At 60.3% G+C, this 14,605-nt stretch carries 13 protein-coding genes; 9 read left to right on the top strand and 4 right to left on the bottom strand.

The window, feature by feature from the left end; translation table 11 throughout:
• Positions 1 to 114 precede the first annotated feature (114 nt).
• Positions 115 to 2,196, bottom strand: a complete 2,082-nt coding sequence (parE, locus tag AC13RE_RS01730; RefSeq protein WP_488561739.1) for a DNA topoisomerase IV subunit B — start codon at positions 2,194 to 2,196, stop codon at positions 115 to 117.
• A 206-nt stretch (positions 2,197 to 2,402) separates the two neighbouring features.
• On the opposite strand from parE, the gene AC13RE_RS01725 reads away from it, so the two are divergent.
• The 4 genes from AC13RE_RS01725 (at position 2,403) to pyrG (ending at position 6,612) form a co-directional block, all read left to right on the top strand.
• Positions 2,403 to 3,299: an alpha/beta fold hydrolase gene (locus AC13RE_RS01725; RefSeq protein ID WP_488561738.1), complete on the top strand. Its 897-nt coding sequence runs from the start codon at positions 2,403 to 2,405 to the stop codon at positions 3,297 to 3,299.
• 138 nt (positions 3,300 to 3,437) lie between these two features.
• On the top strand, positions 3,438 to 4,208 hold the full coding sequence (gene tpiA, locus AC13RE_RS01720; RefSeq protein ID WP_112338968.1) for a triose-phosphate isomerase: 771 nt from the start codon (positions 3,438 to 3,440) through the stop codon (positions 4,206 to 4,208).
• A 113-nt stretch (positions 4,209 to 4,321) separates the two neighbouring features.
• Positions 4,322 to 4,840, top strand: a complete 519-nt coding sequence (gene secG / locus AC13RE_RS01715; protein WP_015339948.1) for a preprotein translocase subunit SecG — start codon at positions 4,322 to 4,324, stop codon at positions 4,838 to 4,840.
• A 134-nt stretch (positions 4,841 to 4,974) separates the two neighbouring features.
• Positions 4,975 to 6,612 carry a CTP synthase gene (pyrG, locus tag AC13RE_RS01710; protein ID WP_015339947.1) on the top strand — a complete coding sequence of 546 codons (1,638 nt, stop codon included), beginning with the start codon at positions 4,975 to 4,977 and terminating at the stop codon, positions 6,610 to 6,612.
• Positions 6,613 to 6,645: 33 nt separating this feature from the next.
• Here the strand turns inward: pyrG and ftrA are convergent, their stop codons facing one another.
• Entirely contained in the window at positions 6,646 to 7,698 is a 1,053-nt protein-coding gene (gene ftrA, locus AC13RE_RS01705; RefSeq protein ID WP_488561737.1) for a transcriptional regulator FtrA, read from the bottom strand.
• A gap of 65 nt (positions 7,699 to 7,763) precedes the next feature.
• Here ftrA and AC13RE_RS01700 point away from each other — a divergent pair, with 65 nt between their 5' ends.
• The 4 genes from AC13RE_RS01700 (at position 7,764) to AC13RE_RS01685 (ending at position 11,837) form a co-directional block, all read left to right on the top strand.
• Complete coding sequence (locus tag AC13RE_RS01700) at positions 7,764 to 8,156, top strand: rhodanese-like domain-containing protein (RefSeq protein ID WP_488561736.1); 393 nt, start codon at positions 7,764 to 7,766, stop codon at positions 8,154 to 8,156.
• A gap of 139 nt (positions 8,157 to 8,295) precedes the next feature.
• The gene (locus tag AC13RE_RS01695) at positions 8,296 to 9,345 is read left to right on the top strand and encodes a HoxN/HupN/NixA family nickel/cobalt transporter (protein WP_488561735.1); all 1,050 of its coding nucleotides are present in this window, start codon (positions 8,296 to 8,298) and stop codon (positions 9,343 to 9,345) included.
• Positions 9,346 to 9,431: 86 nt separating this feature from the next.
• Positions 9,432 to 9,965 carry a FecR domain-containing protein gene (locus tag AC13RE_RS01690; protein ID WP_132716613.1) on the top strand — a complete coding sequence of 178 codons (534 nt, stop codon included), beginning with the start codon at positions 9,432 to 9,434 and terminating at the stop codon, positions 9,963 to 9,965.
• Positions 9,966 to 9,977: 12 nt separating this feature from the next.
• A complete protein-coding gene (locus AC13RE_RS01685; RefSeq protein WP_488561734.1) occupies positions 9,978 to 11,837 on the top strand; it encodes a CHASE2 domain-containing protein in 1,860 nt (619 codons plus the stop codon).
• Between the two features lie 26 nt (positions 11,838 to 11,863).
• On the opposite strand, the gene AC13RE_RS01680 is transcribed toward AC13RE_RS01685, so the two are convergent.
• Complete coding sequence (locus tag AC13RE_RS01680) at positions 11,864 to 12,463, bottom strand: LysE family translocator (RefSeq protein ID WP_488561733.1); 600 nt, start codon at positions 12,461 to 12,463, stop codon at positions 11,864 to 11,866.
• A 97-nt stretch (positions 12,464 to 12,560) separates the two neighbouring features.
• On the opposite strand from AC13RE_RS01680, the gene AC13RE_RS01675 reads away from it, so the two are divergent.
• Positions 12,561 to 13,436 (top strand): LysR family transcriptional regulator, encoded by an 876-nt coding sequence (locus tag AC13RE_RS01675; protein ID WP_207899593.1) that lies wholly within the window; start codon positions 12,561 to 12,563, stop codon positions 13,434 to 13,436.
• Positions 13,437 to 13,459: 23 nt separating this feature from the next.
• Here AC13RE_RS01675 and AC13RE_RS01670 read toward each other — a convergent pair whose 3' ends face one another.
• The gene (locus AC13RE_RS01670; RefSeq protein WP_488561732.1) at positions 13,460 to 14,548 is read right to left on the bottom strand and encodes a citrate synthase/methylcitrate synthase; all 1,089 of its coding nucleotides are present in this window, start codon (positions 14,546 to 14,548) and stop codon (positions 13,460 to 13,462) included.
• Positions 14,549 to 14,605 lie beyond the last annotated feature (57 nt).

Genomic DNA, 14,605 nt, shown 5'->3' with positions numbered 1-14,605 from the left:
CGCCATAATCAAGGCCACAAAGCATCTTGAACACAAAGAACTGAGTTTCTACGTCGAATTGAACTGTTTTTTGGTAAGCAGGATCAGCAAATCCGTTCGGCAGTTGGCTCGCCGTCAGATATCCAGATCCTCCGCAAAGGCAGCGCGCTCCTGAATGAAGCGGAAGCGTGCGTCGGCCTTGGTGCCCATCAGATTGTCGACCGCGTCGCGGGTGCCTTCGAAATCCACTTCGTCGATCTCGACGCGCAGCAATGTGCGCTTGGCCGGGTCCATCGTCGTTTCCTTGAGCTGAGCCGGCAGCATTTCGCCCAGACCTTTGAAGCGGCTGATCTCGACCTTGCCCTTGCCCTTGAATTCCGTCTGCATGAGTTCCAGGCGGTGGGCGTCGTCGCGGGCATAGATGGATTTCGAGCCCTGCGTGATCTTGTAGAGCGGCGGTACGGCCAAGAAAAGATGGCCCTGGCGGATCAGCTCAGGCATCTCCTGATAGAAGAAGGTGATGAGCAGGGAGGCGATGTGAGCGCCATCGACGTCGGCATCGGTCATGACGACGATGCGCTGATAGCGAAGATCCTCCTCGCGGTATTTCGAGCGCGTGCCGCAACCGAGCGCCTGCACCAGATCGGCAATCTGCTGGTTGGCGGAAAGCTTCTCGCGACCGGCGCTGGCAACGTTGAGGATCTTGCCGCGCAGCGGCAGGATCGCCTGATTCAAGCGATTGCGCGCCTGCTTGGCAGAGCCACCGGCCGAGTCACCTTCGACCAGGAAAAGTTCCGCGCCAGCGGCGGAGTTCTGCGAGCAGTCGGCCAGCTTGCCGGGCAGGCGCAGCTTGCGCACAGCCGTCTTGCGATTGACTTCCTTCTCCTTGCGGCGGCGCATGCGCTCTTCGGAGCGCTCGATTACCCATTCCAGCAGCTTCTCGGCTTCGGCCGGATTATCGGTGAGATAATGGTCGAAAGGGTCACGCAGGGCGTTTTCGACGATGCGCTGGGCTTCGACCGTCGCGAGCCTATCCTTGGTCTGGCCGACAAATTCCGGTTCGCGGATGAAGATCGACAGCATGCCCACGCCGGAAATCATCACGTCATCCGTGGTGATATTGGCCGCACGCTTGTTCTGGGTGAGATCGGCGTAGTTTTTCAGGCCCTTGGTCAATGCGATGCGGAGGCCTGCCTCGTGGGTGCCGCCTTCCGGGGTCGGAATCGTATTGCAATAGGAATGGATCTGCGGGTCGCCGCCATACCAGGTGATGGCCCATTCGAGCGAGCCGTGGCCGCTTTCCTTCTCAGACTTGCCTGCAAAGATTTCGCGGGTGACGGTGAATTCATTGCCCATCGTCGCCTTGAGATAATCCTTCAGGCCGCCCGGGAAGTGAAAGACCGCCTTTTCCGGAACATCGGCGCCTTCCGGCGCCAGCTCGGGATCACAGCCCCAACGGATCTCGACGCCGCCGAACAGATAGGCCTTGGAACGGGCCATGCGGAAAACGCGGGCCGGATCGAAGCGGGCGTGATCGCCGAAGATCTGTGGATCGGGATGGAAGCGGACGCGGGTGCCGCGCCGGTTATGCACATCGCCCAACTCTTCCAGACCGCCGACCGGCAGGCCTCGCGAGAAGCGCTGGCGGTAGAGCTTGCGGTTGCGGGCAACTTCAACTTCCAGGTCGTCCGACAGCGCATTGACGACGGACACGCCGACGCCGTGCAGACCGCCCGAGGTCTCATAGGCCTTGCCGTCGAACTTACCGCCGGCATGCAGCTTGGTCATGATGACTTCGAGCGTCGATTTGCCGGGCACCTGCGGATGGTTTTCCACCGGAATGCCACGGCCGTTATCCGTGACGGTGAGATAACCTTCACGATCGAGATAGACTTCGATGAAATTGGCGTGACCGGCCACAGCCTCGTCCATCGAGTTGTCGATCACTTCGGCGAAAAGGTGATGCAGCGCCTTCTCGTCCGTGCCGCCGATATACATGCCGGGACGCATGCGGACCGGCTCGAGCCCTTCGAGAACACGAATCGAGCTCGCGCCATATTCCTCCGACGACTGGGTCGTCGGCGCCGCGCGCTGTGCGGGAGCAGGGGCAGGGGCAGGGGCAGGGGCAGACTTTTCTGCCTTTACCGCCGGCTTTTCCGCTGCCTCCGGCTTCGGGGAGCGGGGGAGTCCGGAGAAGAGATCGTTGCTATTGTCCATAGAATTTCAAGCTGCTCAGATTTGTTCTGGTGGGGCCAGACCCCTTCATTATCGCATTTGTCGCCGCTATTCGCGAATCACCGTGATTCTGCCAGAAACAGCGCACAAGAGCGATGGCGCCCCACGACGGGGCAGATTCATGAAAGAGATTTGCGTTGCCGGGTGAAGAATGGCAAGCCCGATGGCCGATCGGAGGAAGTATCCGCATGCCAATGTCCACAGCTCATTTGCCCGTTCTGTCCGCAATCTCGGGCATTTTGTTGCTCGCCACCGCCTCGGGAACCTCTGCCGATATGCTGAAGCCGTTCAAGGACGAACTGTTTTCCAGCCAGACGGTCATTGAGAGTCACGACAACGGCGCCTTCCAGACGATCGATTATCAGGAATTGCGGGATATCAACGGCCGCGACCAGATTCCGGAAAAGCGTGTCAAACTGGCTTATGTCGATACCGGCGTGCGCTGGAAGGCGCAAGAAGACGAAACGCTCGAGATCGGCGATCGCAGGGTCGATGTCACTCGCATAGGCCCCGCATCGAAACAGGCCTTTACCGTGATCTTCATTCACGGCCGAGGCGGCGACCGCCGGCTTGGCTCCAACGACTATACGTTCGGCGGCAATTTCAACCGGCTGAAGAACCTGGCTTACAAGAACGGCGGCACCTATTATGCGCCGAGCGTCAGAGGTTTCGACAGCAATGGCGTTGCCGATATCGCGGCGCTCATCCGCTATTCCTACGAGCAATCCGGCGGCAAGCCCGTCATACTCACCTGTGCTTCCATGGGGAGCTTCATCTGCTGGGGCATCACGCGCGATGCCGAAAGCGTCAAGCGGCTGAAGGGCATGGCGATCCTGAGTGGCGTTACCGATCCGGATTTCACGAAGAGCGCTTTCTACAAGGCAAAGCTGCCGCTCTGGTTCGCCCATGGCAGCAAGGATCCGGTCTACGCCGCGGCTGACCAGCAAGCCTTATTCGAGAAACTTTACAAGGCGCATTATCCCACGCGTTTTACGCTTTTCGAAACCGGAAATCACGGAACGCCGGTGCGCATGACCGATTGGCGCAAGGTGCTAAACTGGCTCGTCGATCCACAGGCATCGTGAAACACATCGCACAATTCGATTTATTTTCCGGATAAGCATTTTTTCAAACGATTTGAACAGGTTTCGGCCTTGTTCGCTAACTTTCCTTTGCTCCGCCTTTTTGTTAGTCCGATGGATGAAATAGGGGGAGAAACCGGAATGACGAAGACGATACGGCCGCTTTTGGCCGGAAACTGGAAGATGAACGGCACACGCGCGAGCCTGGATCAGATCAAGGCGATCGCGGATGGCGTCAAGACGCCACTGTCGGAGAAAATCGACACGCTGCTCTGCCCCCCGGCGACGCTGCTCTATGTGGCAACGGCGCTGTGCGACGACAGCCCGCTCGCCATCGGCGCCCAGGATTGCCATCAGCAGGTCAGCGGCGCTCATACAGGTGACATCTCGGCCGAAATGATTGCCGACTGCTTCGGCACGCATGTCATCGTCGGCCATTCCGAGCGCCGCAGAAATCACGCGGAAAGCGACATGCTTGTGCGCGCCAAGGCACAGGCCGCGCACGATGCCGGCCTGATTGCCATCATCTGCATCGGCGAGACCGCCTACGAGCGCAATAGCGGCCAGACGCTTGACGTTTTGAAGCGGGAGTTGATCGGCTCGGTTCCCGATGGTGCGACCGCCGCAACGACCGTAATTGCTTACGAGCCAGTCTGGGCAATCGGCACCGGCGTGGTTCCGACCAGCGAGGATGTCGAGGAAGCCCATGCCTTCATGCGCGCGGAGCTTATCGAACGCTTCGGCAAGGAGGGCGCAAACATGCGAATTCTTTACGGCGGATCCGTCAGCGGTGCGAATGCGCGCAGTCTTCTCGACATTCCGCATGTCAACGGCGTGCTTGTCGGCGGACAGAGCTTGAAAGCGGCGGACTTCCTTGCCATTTATGCCGCATTCGAACGGCAGTTCGCCTGAAGCAACAACTTGCCCGGAGTTCCGGCCTTAAAAGGGCTTGGAATAGGCGAGAGCCTCATGTAAAGAGCCGCGAGCTTTTATTTTTGATGCCCGCACCGGGCAGGACTGGATCTATGCAAACCGTACTGCTTGTCATCTATCTCATGATCGTCGTCGCCCTTATCGGCGTGGTGCTGATTCAGCGCTCCGAAGGTGGCGGCCTTGGCATCGGCGGCGGATCGGGCTTCATGTCTGCGCGCGGTACGGCCAATGCGCTGACGCGCACCACGGCCATTCTTGCGGCGCTGTTCTTCGCACTTGCGCTCGGCATGAACGTGCTGTCCCGCTTCGAGGCACGTCCGACCGACGTTCTCAATCGTATTCCGAGCACGGCGGGTCAGGGCAACGGTATCCTCGATTCGCTTGGTGGCCAGAAGGGTGCTGCTCCGGCAACCACCCAGCCGAAGCCGGCCGACAATAGCGGCGTGCCAAATAGTGGCGCCGTTGCTCCGCAATCGCAGGCGACGCCGCCGGCCGCGACGAATCAGGCAGCACCTGCGCAGCAGGCTCCGGCCGCGACCGGTCAGCAGACCGCGCCGGCGACGACGACTCCTGCGCCAGCCGACAACGGCGGCGTCCCGACCGGCAAGTAATTCCGGTCGCCAAAGATCACCCCCGGCAGGTCCTCGGATCTGCCGGTTTTGTTTTGTCCATATTCCGCGTTCTGTAGCCAAAATTCCGGAAACGAATTTTAGGGCTAGCGGAATCATTTGTGAAAAGGTATCCGGTGACTCCCATGGCGCGATATGTATTCATCACTGGCGGCGTGGTTTCTTCCCTCGGAAAAGGAATTGCGGCTGCGGCTCTCGGAGCGTTGTTGCAGGCTCGTGGTTATCGAGTCCGCCTGCGCAAACTCGACCCCTATCTGAACGTGGATCCGGGCACCATGAGCCCGACCCAGCACGGCGAGGTCTTCGTCACCGACGACGGAGCGGAAACCGACCTCGATCTCGGCCACTACGAGCGCTTCACTGGCCGCTCGGCCACCAAGACCGATAACATCACCACCGGTCGCATCTATAAGAACATCATCGACAAGGAGCGCCGTGGCGACTATCTCGGCGCGACCGTTCAGGTCATTCCGCACGTTACCAACGAGATCAAGGATTTCGTCACCGAAGGCAATGACGAGTATGATTTCGTCATCTGCGAGATCGGCGGCACGGTCGGCGATATCGAAGCCATGCCTTTCATGGAAGCGATCCGCCAGCTCGGCAACGACCTGCCACGCGGCACGGCTGTCTACGTTCATCTGACGCTGATGCCGTATATTCCGGCTGCTGGCGAATTGAAGACCAAGCCGACACAGCATTCCGTCAAGGAACTGCAGGCCCTCGGCATCCATCCCGATATCTTGCTCGTGCGTGCCGACCGGGAAATCCCCGAAGCCGAACGCCGCAAACTCTCGCTGTTCTGCAACGTGCGGGAATCTGCCGTCATTCAAGCGCTCGATGTTGCGAACATCTATGACGTGCCGATGGCTTACCACAGGGAAGGCCTGGATAACGAGGTGCTGGCCGCCTTCGGCATCGAGCCGGCTCCGAAGCCGCGTCTCGAACAGTGGGAAGAGGTCTGCAATCGCATCCGCACGCCGGAAGGCGAGGTGACCATCGCCATCGTCGGCAAATATACCGGCCTCAAGGATGCCTATAAATCGCTGATCGAAGCGCTGCACCACGGCGGCATTGCCAACCGTGTCAAGGTTAAGCTGGAATGGATCGAGTCCGAGGTCTTCGAAAAGGAAGATCCGGCACCGTATCTCGAGAAGGTTCACGGCATTCTCGTTCCCGGCGGTTTCGGCGAGCGCGGTTCCGAAGGCAAGATCCTGGCTGCCCGTTTCGCGCGCGAACGCAAGGTGCCGTATTTCGGCATCTGCTTCGGTATGCAGATGGCCGTCATCGAAGCGGCCCGCAATCTGGCGGGTGTCGAGCATGCCTCGTCGACCGAGTTCGGCCCGACCAAAGAGCCGGTGGTCGGTCTGATGACCGAATGGCTGAAGGGCAACGAGCTGCAGAAGCGCACCGCTTCCGGGGATCTCGGCGGCACCATGCGTCTCGGTGCCTATAAGGCGGCCCTGAAGAAGGGCACGAAGATTTCGGAAATCTACGGTTCCACCGATATTTCTGAGCGCCATCGCCACCGCTATGAAGTCAACATCGACTACAAGGATAAGCTGGAAGATTGCGGCCTGACCTTCTCCGGCATGTCACCGGATGGCGTGCTGCCTGAGACGATCGAATATGCGGATCATCCGTGGTTCATCGGCGTCCAGTATCACCCGGAACTGAAATCCCGTCCGCTGGAACCGCATCCGCTGTTCTCCAGCTTCATCGAAGCGGCGACGGAACAGAGCCGGCTGGTATAGAGCGCTTCACCGAAGCGCTCTAGATCTTTGCTTTTACGCAGCTCCGGACGGAAAACCGCTACGCACTTTTCCTGGAATTGCTTTGAGGACAGCAAATCGCTTGCGGTAGTCGCTCGGGCTTACCGCAAGCCTCTCCCGAAAATGATGGCGCATGGTGGCGAGCGATCCAAATCCGCTTGCCACCGCGACATCGTCAAGCGAAATAGCCGTTTGTTTCTCCAGGAGATCGCGGGCGTGCCGCAGCCGCTCGCTGAGGAGCCATTCGCCCGGCGCCATGCCGGTGGTCGCCTCGAAACGGCGCTGAAAAGTCCGCACGCTCATGCCGGCCCGCGCTGCAAGCGTCGCAATGGGCTGATCTTCCTGCAAACGCTCGCGCATCCATTCAAGCAGGGGGCCTAAACGCGCGCCCTCGCGCTGCCTTAAAACCGGCGTCTCGATATATTGAGCTTGGCCGCCTTCGCGATGCGGGGGCACCACGAGACGGCGGGCGACGCTATTGGCGGCGTCAGGTCCGAAGTCCCGACGTACGACATGTAGGCAGAGATCGATCGCGGCGGCACTGCCGGCGGCCGTGAGCACCTTATCCTCATCGACATAGAGAACATCGGCATCCACTGATATATCCGGATAGCGCGCCGCGATGGACTCGACATAGCGCCAATGCGTCGTCGCCTTGCGACCGGTGAGCAATCCGGCGGCGGCGAGGACCGCAACGCCAGAGCAAAGCGACATGATGCGGACGCCGCGACAGCTCGCCGCTTGGAGCTGGGCAATCAGCGGGGCAGGGACTGCCGTGCCTATACCACGCCAACCGGGCACGACGATCAGATCGGCATCGGCAATGACCTCGAGGCTATGATCGACCTGTACCGTCAGCCCGCCGGCGGCGCGCAGAGGACCATCCTCGATCGCGCAGGCGGAAAACCTGTACCAGTCGTCGCCCATCTCCGGTCGCGGCAGGCCGAAAATTTCGTAGGCGACACCGAATTCGAAGGTGCAGAGCCCGTCATAGACGAGGGTGACGACATGTGGGCCGTGAAGATTGGGGTTATTTGAGTTTGGCATGATATTGACGTTATATGGCATTTCGGCCAATTTCAACCACGGGATCGCTCAGGCATGAATGCACCGTACCAAAGAAGGAGCGTTCCATGTCTCTCGTCAGTGAAATCCCTACCGCAGATCCCAGTTTCGTCGCCGAGCACTATGCCAAGAGGCTTGGCTTCGAAACCGATTGCTCCGACGTCTACCAGTCCATGACATCGGGCAATGTCGATTTCGTTCTGCTCGATGTCCGCGGCCCTGCCATGTTTCAAGAGAAGCATATCCCGGGTGCGCTCAACCTGCCGCATGGCAAGATGACCACAAGGAAGATGGCGGAATGGCCAGAGGATACACTCTTCGTCGTCTATTGCGCCGGGCCGCATTGCAACGGCACCGACAAGGCGGCTTGGCGTCTGGGCACGCTCGGCAAACGCGTGAAGGTCATGATCGGCGGCATGACCGGCTGGGCCGATGAGGGTTATCCGTTCGCGAAGGGCTGAGCGCGAGGGCAGAGCTGGCATATGCCGGGTCTGCCCGTTTTTGCGACACTGCGAAAAACTTCGGCATCTACGTCATTTACCTGTCGCGCCGCTTTCCTTTCCGTGACACTGTGTGAGTAAGCATAACGGGAACAAAAGTATGATCCTCAATCCATTTGATGATGGCGTCGAGCGGCCGAAAGCGAAGATCGCCATCACCTTCACGCTGTTGATCGCTTTCAATATTGCCGCGTGGGCTTGGGCCTGGATCGCCTTTGCAGACCGCCCGTCTTTGCTTGGCATTGCGCTTCTTGCCTATATGTTCGGCCTACGCCACGCTTTCGATGCCGATCACATCGCCGCCATCGACAATGTCGTACGCAAGCTCATTCAGGAAAAGAAGCAGCCTTATGCCGTCGGCTTTTTCTTCTCGCTCGGTCATTCCTCCATCGTGGTGATCGCCTCGATCCTGATTGCCGCGACGGCAGCTGCCATGCAGAGCCAGCTCGATTCCTTCCACGATATCGGCGGCGTCATCGGCACGACGGTTTCGGCGGTTTTTCTCCTGCTGATCGGCATCGCCAATCTCTTCGTACTGAAAGGTGTTTGGTCGGCCTTCAGAAAGGCGCAGAGGGGCGAGAGGATCGCGGAAGAGGATCTCGACACGCTGCTTGCCGGCGGCGGCTTCCTAGCGCGCATCTTCCGGCCCATGTTCAAGATCGTAACCCGCTCCTGGCATATGTATCCGATCGGCTTCCTTTTCGGCCTCGGCTTTGACACAGCAACAGAGATTGGGGTTCTAGGCATTTCCGCGGCTCAAGCCGCGCAGGGCATGTCCTTCTGGACCATCCTCGTCTTTCCGGCGCTATTTACCGCCGGCATGTCGCTGATGGATACTCTCGACAGCACGCTGATGACGGGAGCCTATGGCTGGGCCTTCGTCAAGCCGGTGCGCAAGCTCTGGTACAATCTGACCATCACCGCGGCGTCAGTCGTCGTCGCCGTCTTCATCGGTGGCATCGAGGCTTTGGGGCTCATCGCCGACAAACTCGGCCTCGAAGGAGGTTTCTGGAGCTTCGTGGGCGAACTCAACGACAATCTTGCCAATTTCGGCTTCGCGGTCGTCGGCATTTTCCTTTTGAGCTGGCTGGTTTCGACGGTGCTCTATAAAGCCGGAGGCTACGACAACTTGCAGATCAATCGCTCTTGACGCATCATTGCGCCCGGGGATCGATCATGTTTTGACTGGACATCGTCGTCCGCGGCTCCAGTTATATGCGATGAGGGGCCACCACCATGATCCATGCAAGCAGTATTCGCAGCCTAGGACTGACGGCAGGCATCCTGTTCGTCATCGGCGCCGGCACAACTTTTGCGCAAACTGTCACGAATTGCCCGCTGCAGCCGACCGTCAGCACCGAACGCCGGACTTTGAATTGCCAGCCTGGGCTTAGCATCACCGTCGAGCGCGGCGCGCATTTCCACCTTGCTGACCGAAATCGGGATGGCCGGGTGGATGCTATCGTGCTCGACAGCAAGGCGGCCTTGGTCGATGTGGACAGCAGCCGTGTTCAGGGTGGGTTCGAAGTGGTAACGCCGCAGGCGATCGCTGCCGTCCGCGGCACGCGATGGGCTGTTGACGCGCAACGTGGCAAGACATCCGTGCTTGTGTTGCGCGGCCGTGTTGCGGTTAACAAGGTATCGACCGGGCAGGGGGTGACGCTCGGGCAAGGGCAAGGTGTTGATGTGGATCGCACCCGCTCTGCCTTGCGTGTCAATCCGTGGGGACAGCCGCGCATAAACGCCTTGATGGCACGCCTGGGCCAGTGAGATCCCGACGCCATGCGCAGACCATCGCTGCAAACGCTGATTGCGCTTCTCTTGACTGTCGCCTGGAGCCTGGGTCTTGGCATTGCGCATCTGCGCGGTGACATTCCCTTCATCGACGGCGCGGAAGCAACCCTTACAAATCTCCGCAATACGCTCGGCGGCCATAGCCAGCCGCCCGATCTTGTCACGATCGTCGCCATCGACGATGAGACCTCGCGAGTGGCGGGGCGCTATCCCTTGCCACGCGCCACGCTTGCCAGGATCGTTGATGCCATCGCCGCCATGGGACCCAAAGCCATCGCCCTCGACGTGCTTCTGGTCGATCCCGGTGACGAAGCCGGCGATACGGCGTTGGAGCAATCACTCAAGCGGACCAACGTCGTGCTGGCTGCAGCCGGCATCTTTCCCGAAAGCCGCCAGCGCGTTGTCGACAACAGCAACGAGCCTCTCGCCCGCGTGCCCAGCGCGCTGCAATTCCTCGAACCGCAGCAGCGGTTCGCCGATGCCGCAAGCTATGGGATCGTCAATCTGCAGACCGACAAGGCGGGCACGCCGCGTTTCGTTCCGATGCTGTTTCGCAGCGGCGAACGGATCGAGCCATCCTTTTCGCTGCGCGTGGTTTCCGCCGCAAGCGGCGAGCAGACGACTGTTCTTTCCGACCATATCAAGATCGGCGACCGCTCCATCCATACCGACGCCGGCTATCTCATGCCACTTACGTTTTATGGTCCGCGCGGTACGATACGCACCGTCAGCGCCAGCGCGGCGCTGAGCGGCCAGTTACCGGAAGCTGCGATCAGGGACCATGTCGTCGTTATCGGCGCGACCGTTACAGGGGGAGGAGATGTCTTTCCGACGCCGTTCGATCCCGTTCTGCCCGGTATCGAGGTGATCTCCACTTCCATTACGCATCTGATCTCAGGAGATGGCCTGGTACGCGACCGCAACGTTCGTTTCATCGACCTTTATTTCGCCGTCGGGCTGCCGATTGCCGTTGTCAGCCTTCTTTCATGGGGACGCAGCACCATAGGTCTGATCATGGTGCTGGGCGTCGTCCTCCTTTGGTTTGCCATCAACGTCAGCGCCTTCAAGCATGGAATTTGGCTAAGCGCCGCCCTTCCAATTGCGGCAACTGTCCCGCCGGCGCTGCTGTTTGGCGCGATCCAGCTTTGGCTCGACCGCAGACGCGCCACCCGCTTCGCCGAACAAAGTCAGCTGCTGCAGCGCATCCAGGCGCCTGGTCTGGCCGAGCATCTTGCGCGCGATCCCGGCCTTCTCGCAGAGCCGGTACACCAGGAGGCGGCCGTCGTCTTCATCGATATCAATGGCTTCACCGGCCTTAGCGAATCGATCGGCCCGACCGCCGTGCGTGAACTGCTGAACGGCTTCTACAATCTCGTCGACGAAGAAGTGACTGCATCCGGCGGTGCCATTACCAGCTTCATGGGTGACGGCGCCATGATCCTTTTCGGCCTGCCGCATCCAAAGCCTGCCGATCCTGCCAATGCGGCGCGTTGTTGCATTCGCCTGGCTCATCGGATGAGAGATTGGCTCTCGGCATTGCCGCAGGGAATAACCTCGCGAATCGGTTTCAAAATCGGCGCTCATTTCGGCACCATCGTCGCCTCGCGGCTCGGCCGTGGCGATCGTCAACAGATCACTGCGACGGGCGATACGGTTAACGTTGCCAGTCGCTTGATGGAGGTTGCCGCAGGTCACCATGCGGAGGCTGCCATCAGCGCCGACCTCTTGCTTGCGGCGGGTCGCGACAGCGCTCCCTTCAAAGAGGGGCACCTCAACGGCCCGATCGAAACAAGCCTGCGTGGCCGCGCCGGTTCTTTGACCATATGGCTGTGGCGCGGTCGGCCGTGACCCGCGAGATCTCAGCGCGTCGGATCTTATTCGTACCACATGGGAGCGATTGAAATCACGAGGAGGCAAGCCAAACAGATGTTGACCGCTCGCCATTGCCAAGGCGTTTTCAAGAGGTGCCCGAGCATTTGCCCCAGAGCACACCAAACCGCCAAAGAGAAAGCGGCAATAAGGCAGAAGGTCACGCCGAGTAGGAGTGCAAGTCTGGTCGGACTATCCGCCAGCGCGGCAAAGGAGGCGGCGGCGCCCATCGTCATGGCCCAGCCCTTGGGATTGTGCCAGAGCATCCAGACGCCGGCAAGGAAGCCTGTCGGCCTCACCATCTGCCCGGCCTCGTGCGGCCGGCCGCTTCTGCCGATTCGAATAGCGAGCCAGATCAAATAGAGCGAGCCCAGCGTCTTCATGGCGATTTGCAACATTGGCAAGGCCATCAAAACGCCACCCAGCCCAGCCGCCGCCGCACCGGCCATGGAGCCCAGGCCGAAGGCAAAGCCGCCCATGACAGGTATCGAGCGGCGGAAACCGAAATGCGCACCGGACGCAGTCGCGAGCGTGGTCGCACCGCCCGGCGTTATGGTGGAAACCAATGCGAAGAGTATCAGCGGCAGCAAGGGTTCGATCGTCATATCCAGCCTTTCTCTAATTGAAAAAGGCATAGGCGCCGCTCCAGCATCATGAAATCGAATATTGAAGGATCGATGCATTAGCAATTATAATGCCTGCATGATCCGAAACTTTGATATTGCCCTCATCAGAACCTTCGCCACGGTTGCCGACCAGGGGAGCATGACGATTGCAGCCAATATGCTGCATATGACGCAAGGCGCCGTCAGCCAGCAGATCAAGCGGTTGGAGGACATGCTCGGCTGCGCCCTGTTCGAGCGCGACAGGCGTGGACTGCGGCTGACGGAAGCCGGAGAACGGCTGCGCGGCAATGCCCGCCGCCTGCTTGTCTTGAATGACGATATCTGGGACGACATGACGGAAAGCACGGTTCGCGGTGGCGTCCGGCTCGGCGTTCCCTATGATCTCGTCGGAGCAACGCTGGCCCCCGTTCTGAAATCCTATGCCGAGCGCCATCCGCAGGTGGAGATTTCGCTGGTCTGCGCATCGTCGCCGGAACTGCTTGAAGAGCTGGGGAAGGGAGCTATCGACCTCTGCGTGGCGGAGGAGCCTTACGGCACCTCGCAGGGGGAATGTCTGGCTGTGGAACGGCTCGTCTGGGTCGGAGCGAAGGCCGGCAACGCCCATCGCAAGGTGCCGCTGCCGATCTCGATGGTCGCTGACACCTGTGCCTTCCGATCGTCCGTCTTTGCGGCGCTCAGCAAGGATGGTCTGCGCTGGCGGACGGTCTTTGAGAACGGCAATATCGAGGCGACCACGGCAACTGTGCGCACGGACCTGGCTATCACCGCCTGGCTCGCTTCGACCGTTCCGGCTGATCTCGATATTCTCACCGTCGAGCAGGGTCTGCCCGAATTGCCGGTCTTTTCGATCAATCTGCATTTGCCGAAAAGTGGCGCGACGCCGCAGGCGCTGGAGCTTGCCCGCCATATCCGCGAGGGCATGATGCGACCGCGCCAATCCGCGGCCGCCTAACTTCCGCCTTCTGGCAGGCCTGCCTATGCCGCCTTCGGCAGCGGACCGACATAGCGCGATTGCGGGCGGATCAAACGTCCGTCAAGCGTCTGCTCGCGGGCATGGGCGATCCAGCCGACCGTGCGGCCGATCGCGAAGACGCCGGTGAAGGAGCTGCGGGGGAAGCCGAGGGCATCGAGCAGCAGGGCGGTGTAATATTCGACATTGACGTCCAAGGGCCGATCCGGCTTGCGCTCTTTCAACAGCGCCAGCGCTGCCGTCTCGATCGCTTCCGCCAAGGCGATACGTCCAGCATCTGCCTGGCCGGTGGCGAAGATCGGCTTTAATGCCGTCTTCAGCGCATCCGCGCGCGGGTCGCGGACGCGGTAGATGCGATGGCCGAAGCCCATCAGCCGCTCGCCACGATCGAGCGCCTGCGACAGCCAGGCGCGTGCATTTTCGGGCTTTCCGACACCATCAAACATATCAAGGACCGGACCGGGGGCGCCGCCGTGCAGCGGGCCTTTGAGGGCGCTGATTGCTGCAAGCACGGAGGAGGTCAGGCCGGCCTGGGTCGAGGCGATGACGCGGGAAGCGAAGGTCGACGCATTCAAGCCGTGATCGGAAATCGTCACCAGATAGGCATCGAGGCCTGCCGTCTGCTCTGCCGTCGGCAATCGACCCGTCAACATGCGTAGGATATCACCGGATTGGGACAAGGAGGCATCCGGCTTGATCGGCGCTTCACCCTTCTGCAATCGCAAGATGGCCGGCAGGAAAACGGCCGGGGCCGCCATCAGGCGGATCGCCGTTCCAAAATCCTCGCCGTCAGCAACGCGCGCCAGCAAGGCCCGCACGGCGTCCACCGGCGGCAGTCCGAGCAGAGCGGCATCGGCAGCCTCGACATGCGGGAACAGCGCAACGCGAGCCGCGCCGAGTTGAGTTCGGATGGAAGCTGCATCGATATGTTCGTCAAACAGGCCATCCAGCAGCAGCGCCGCAACATCCTCGAAGCGGCTGGTTGCAACCAGATCATCGAGCGACACGCCGCGGATGATCAGGCGACCGGCAGCGCCGTCAACGTCGGACAGCTTGGTTTCTGCGGCAATGACATCTTCAAGACCACTTTTCATTACGGTTCTCCTTTGACTATCCGATTAGATCGGATCTATTTCTATTGACGTCAATCT

This window comes from Martinezella sp. CNPSo 3959 (assembly GCF_057784355.1).
Note: the sequence above shows the minus strand (reverse complement) of the source record. Positions and strands in the feature narration are given on the sequence as shown.

Coding starts and splice junctions, on each gene's coding strand:
- ftrA (WP_488561737.1), bottom strand. CDS start 7,698: ATGCCATATAACGTCAATATCATGCCAAACTCAAATAACCCCAATCTT.
- AC13RE_RS01685 (WP_488561734.1), top strand. CDS start 9,978: ATGCGCAGACCATCGCTGCAAACGCTGATTGCGCTTCTCTTGACTGTC.
- AC13RE_RS01725 (WP_488561738.1), top strand. CDS start 2,403: ATGCCAATGTCCACAGCTCATTTGCCCGTTCTGTCCGCAATCTCGGGC.
- secG (WP_015339948.1), top strand. CDS start 4,322: ATGCAAACCGTACTGCTTGTCATCTATCTCATGATCGTCGTCGCCCTT.
- parE (WP_488561739.1), bottom strand. CDS start 2,196: ATGGACAATAGCAACGATCTCTTCTCCGGACTCCCCCGCTCCCCGAAG.
- AC13RE_RS01700 (WP_488561736.1), top strand. CDS start 7,764: ATGTCTCTCGTCAGTGAAATCCCTACCGCAGATCCCAGTTTCGTCGCC.
- AC13RE_RS01690 (WP_132716613.1), top strand. CDS start 9,432: ATGATCCATGCAAGCAGTATTCGCAGCCTAGGACTGACGGCAGGCATC.
- AC13RE_RS01695 (WP_488561735.1), top strand. CDS start 8,296: ATGATCCTCAATCCATTTGATGATGGCGTCGAGCGGCCGAAAGCGAAG.
- AC13RE_RS01680 (WP_488561733.1), bottom strand. CDS start 12,463: ATGACGATCGAACCCTTGCTGCCGCTGATACTCTTCGCATTGGTTTCC.
- AC13RE_RS01670 (WP_488561732.1), bottom strand. CDS start 14,548: ATGAAAAGTGGTCTTGAAGATGTCATTGCCGCAGAAACCAAGCTGTCC.
- AC13RE_RS01675 (WP_207899593.1), top strand. CDS start 12,561: ATGATCCGAAACTTTGATATTGCCCTCATCAGAACCTTCGCCACGGTT.
- tpiA (WP_112338968.1), top strand. CDS start 3,438: ATGACGAAGACGATACGGCCGCTTTTGGCCGGAAACTGGAAGATGAAC.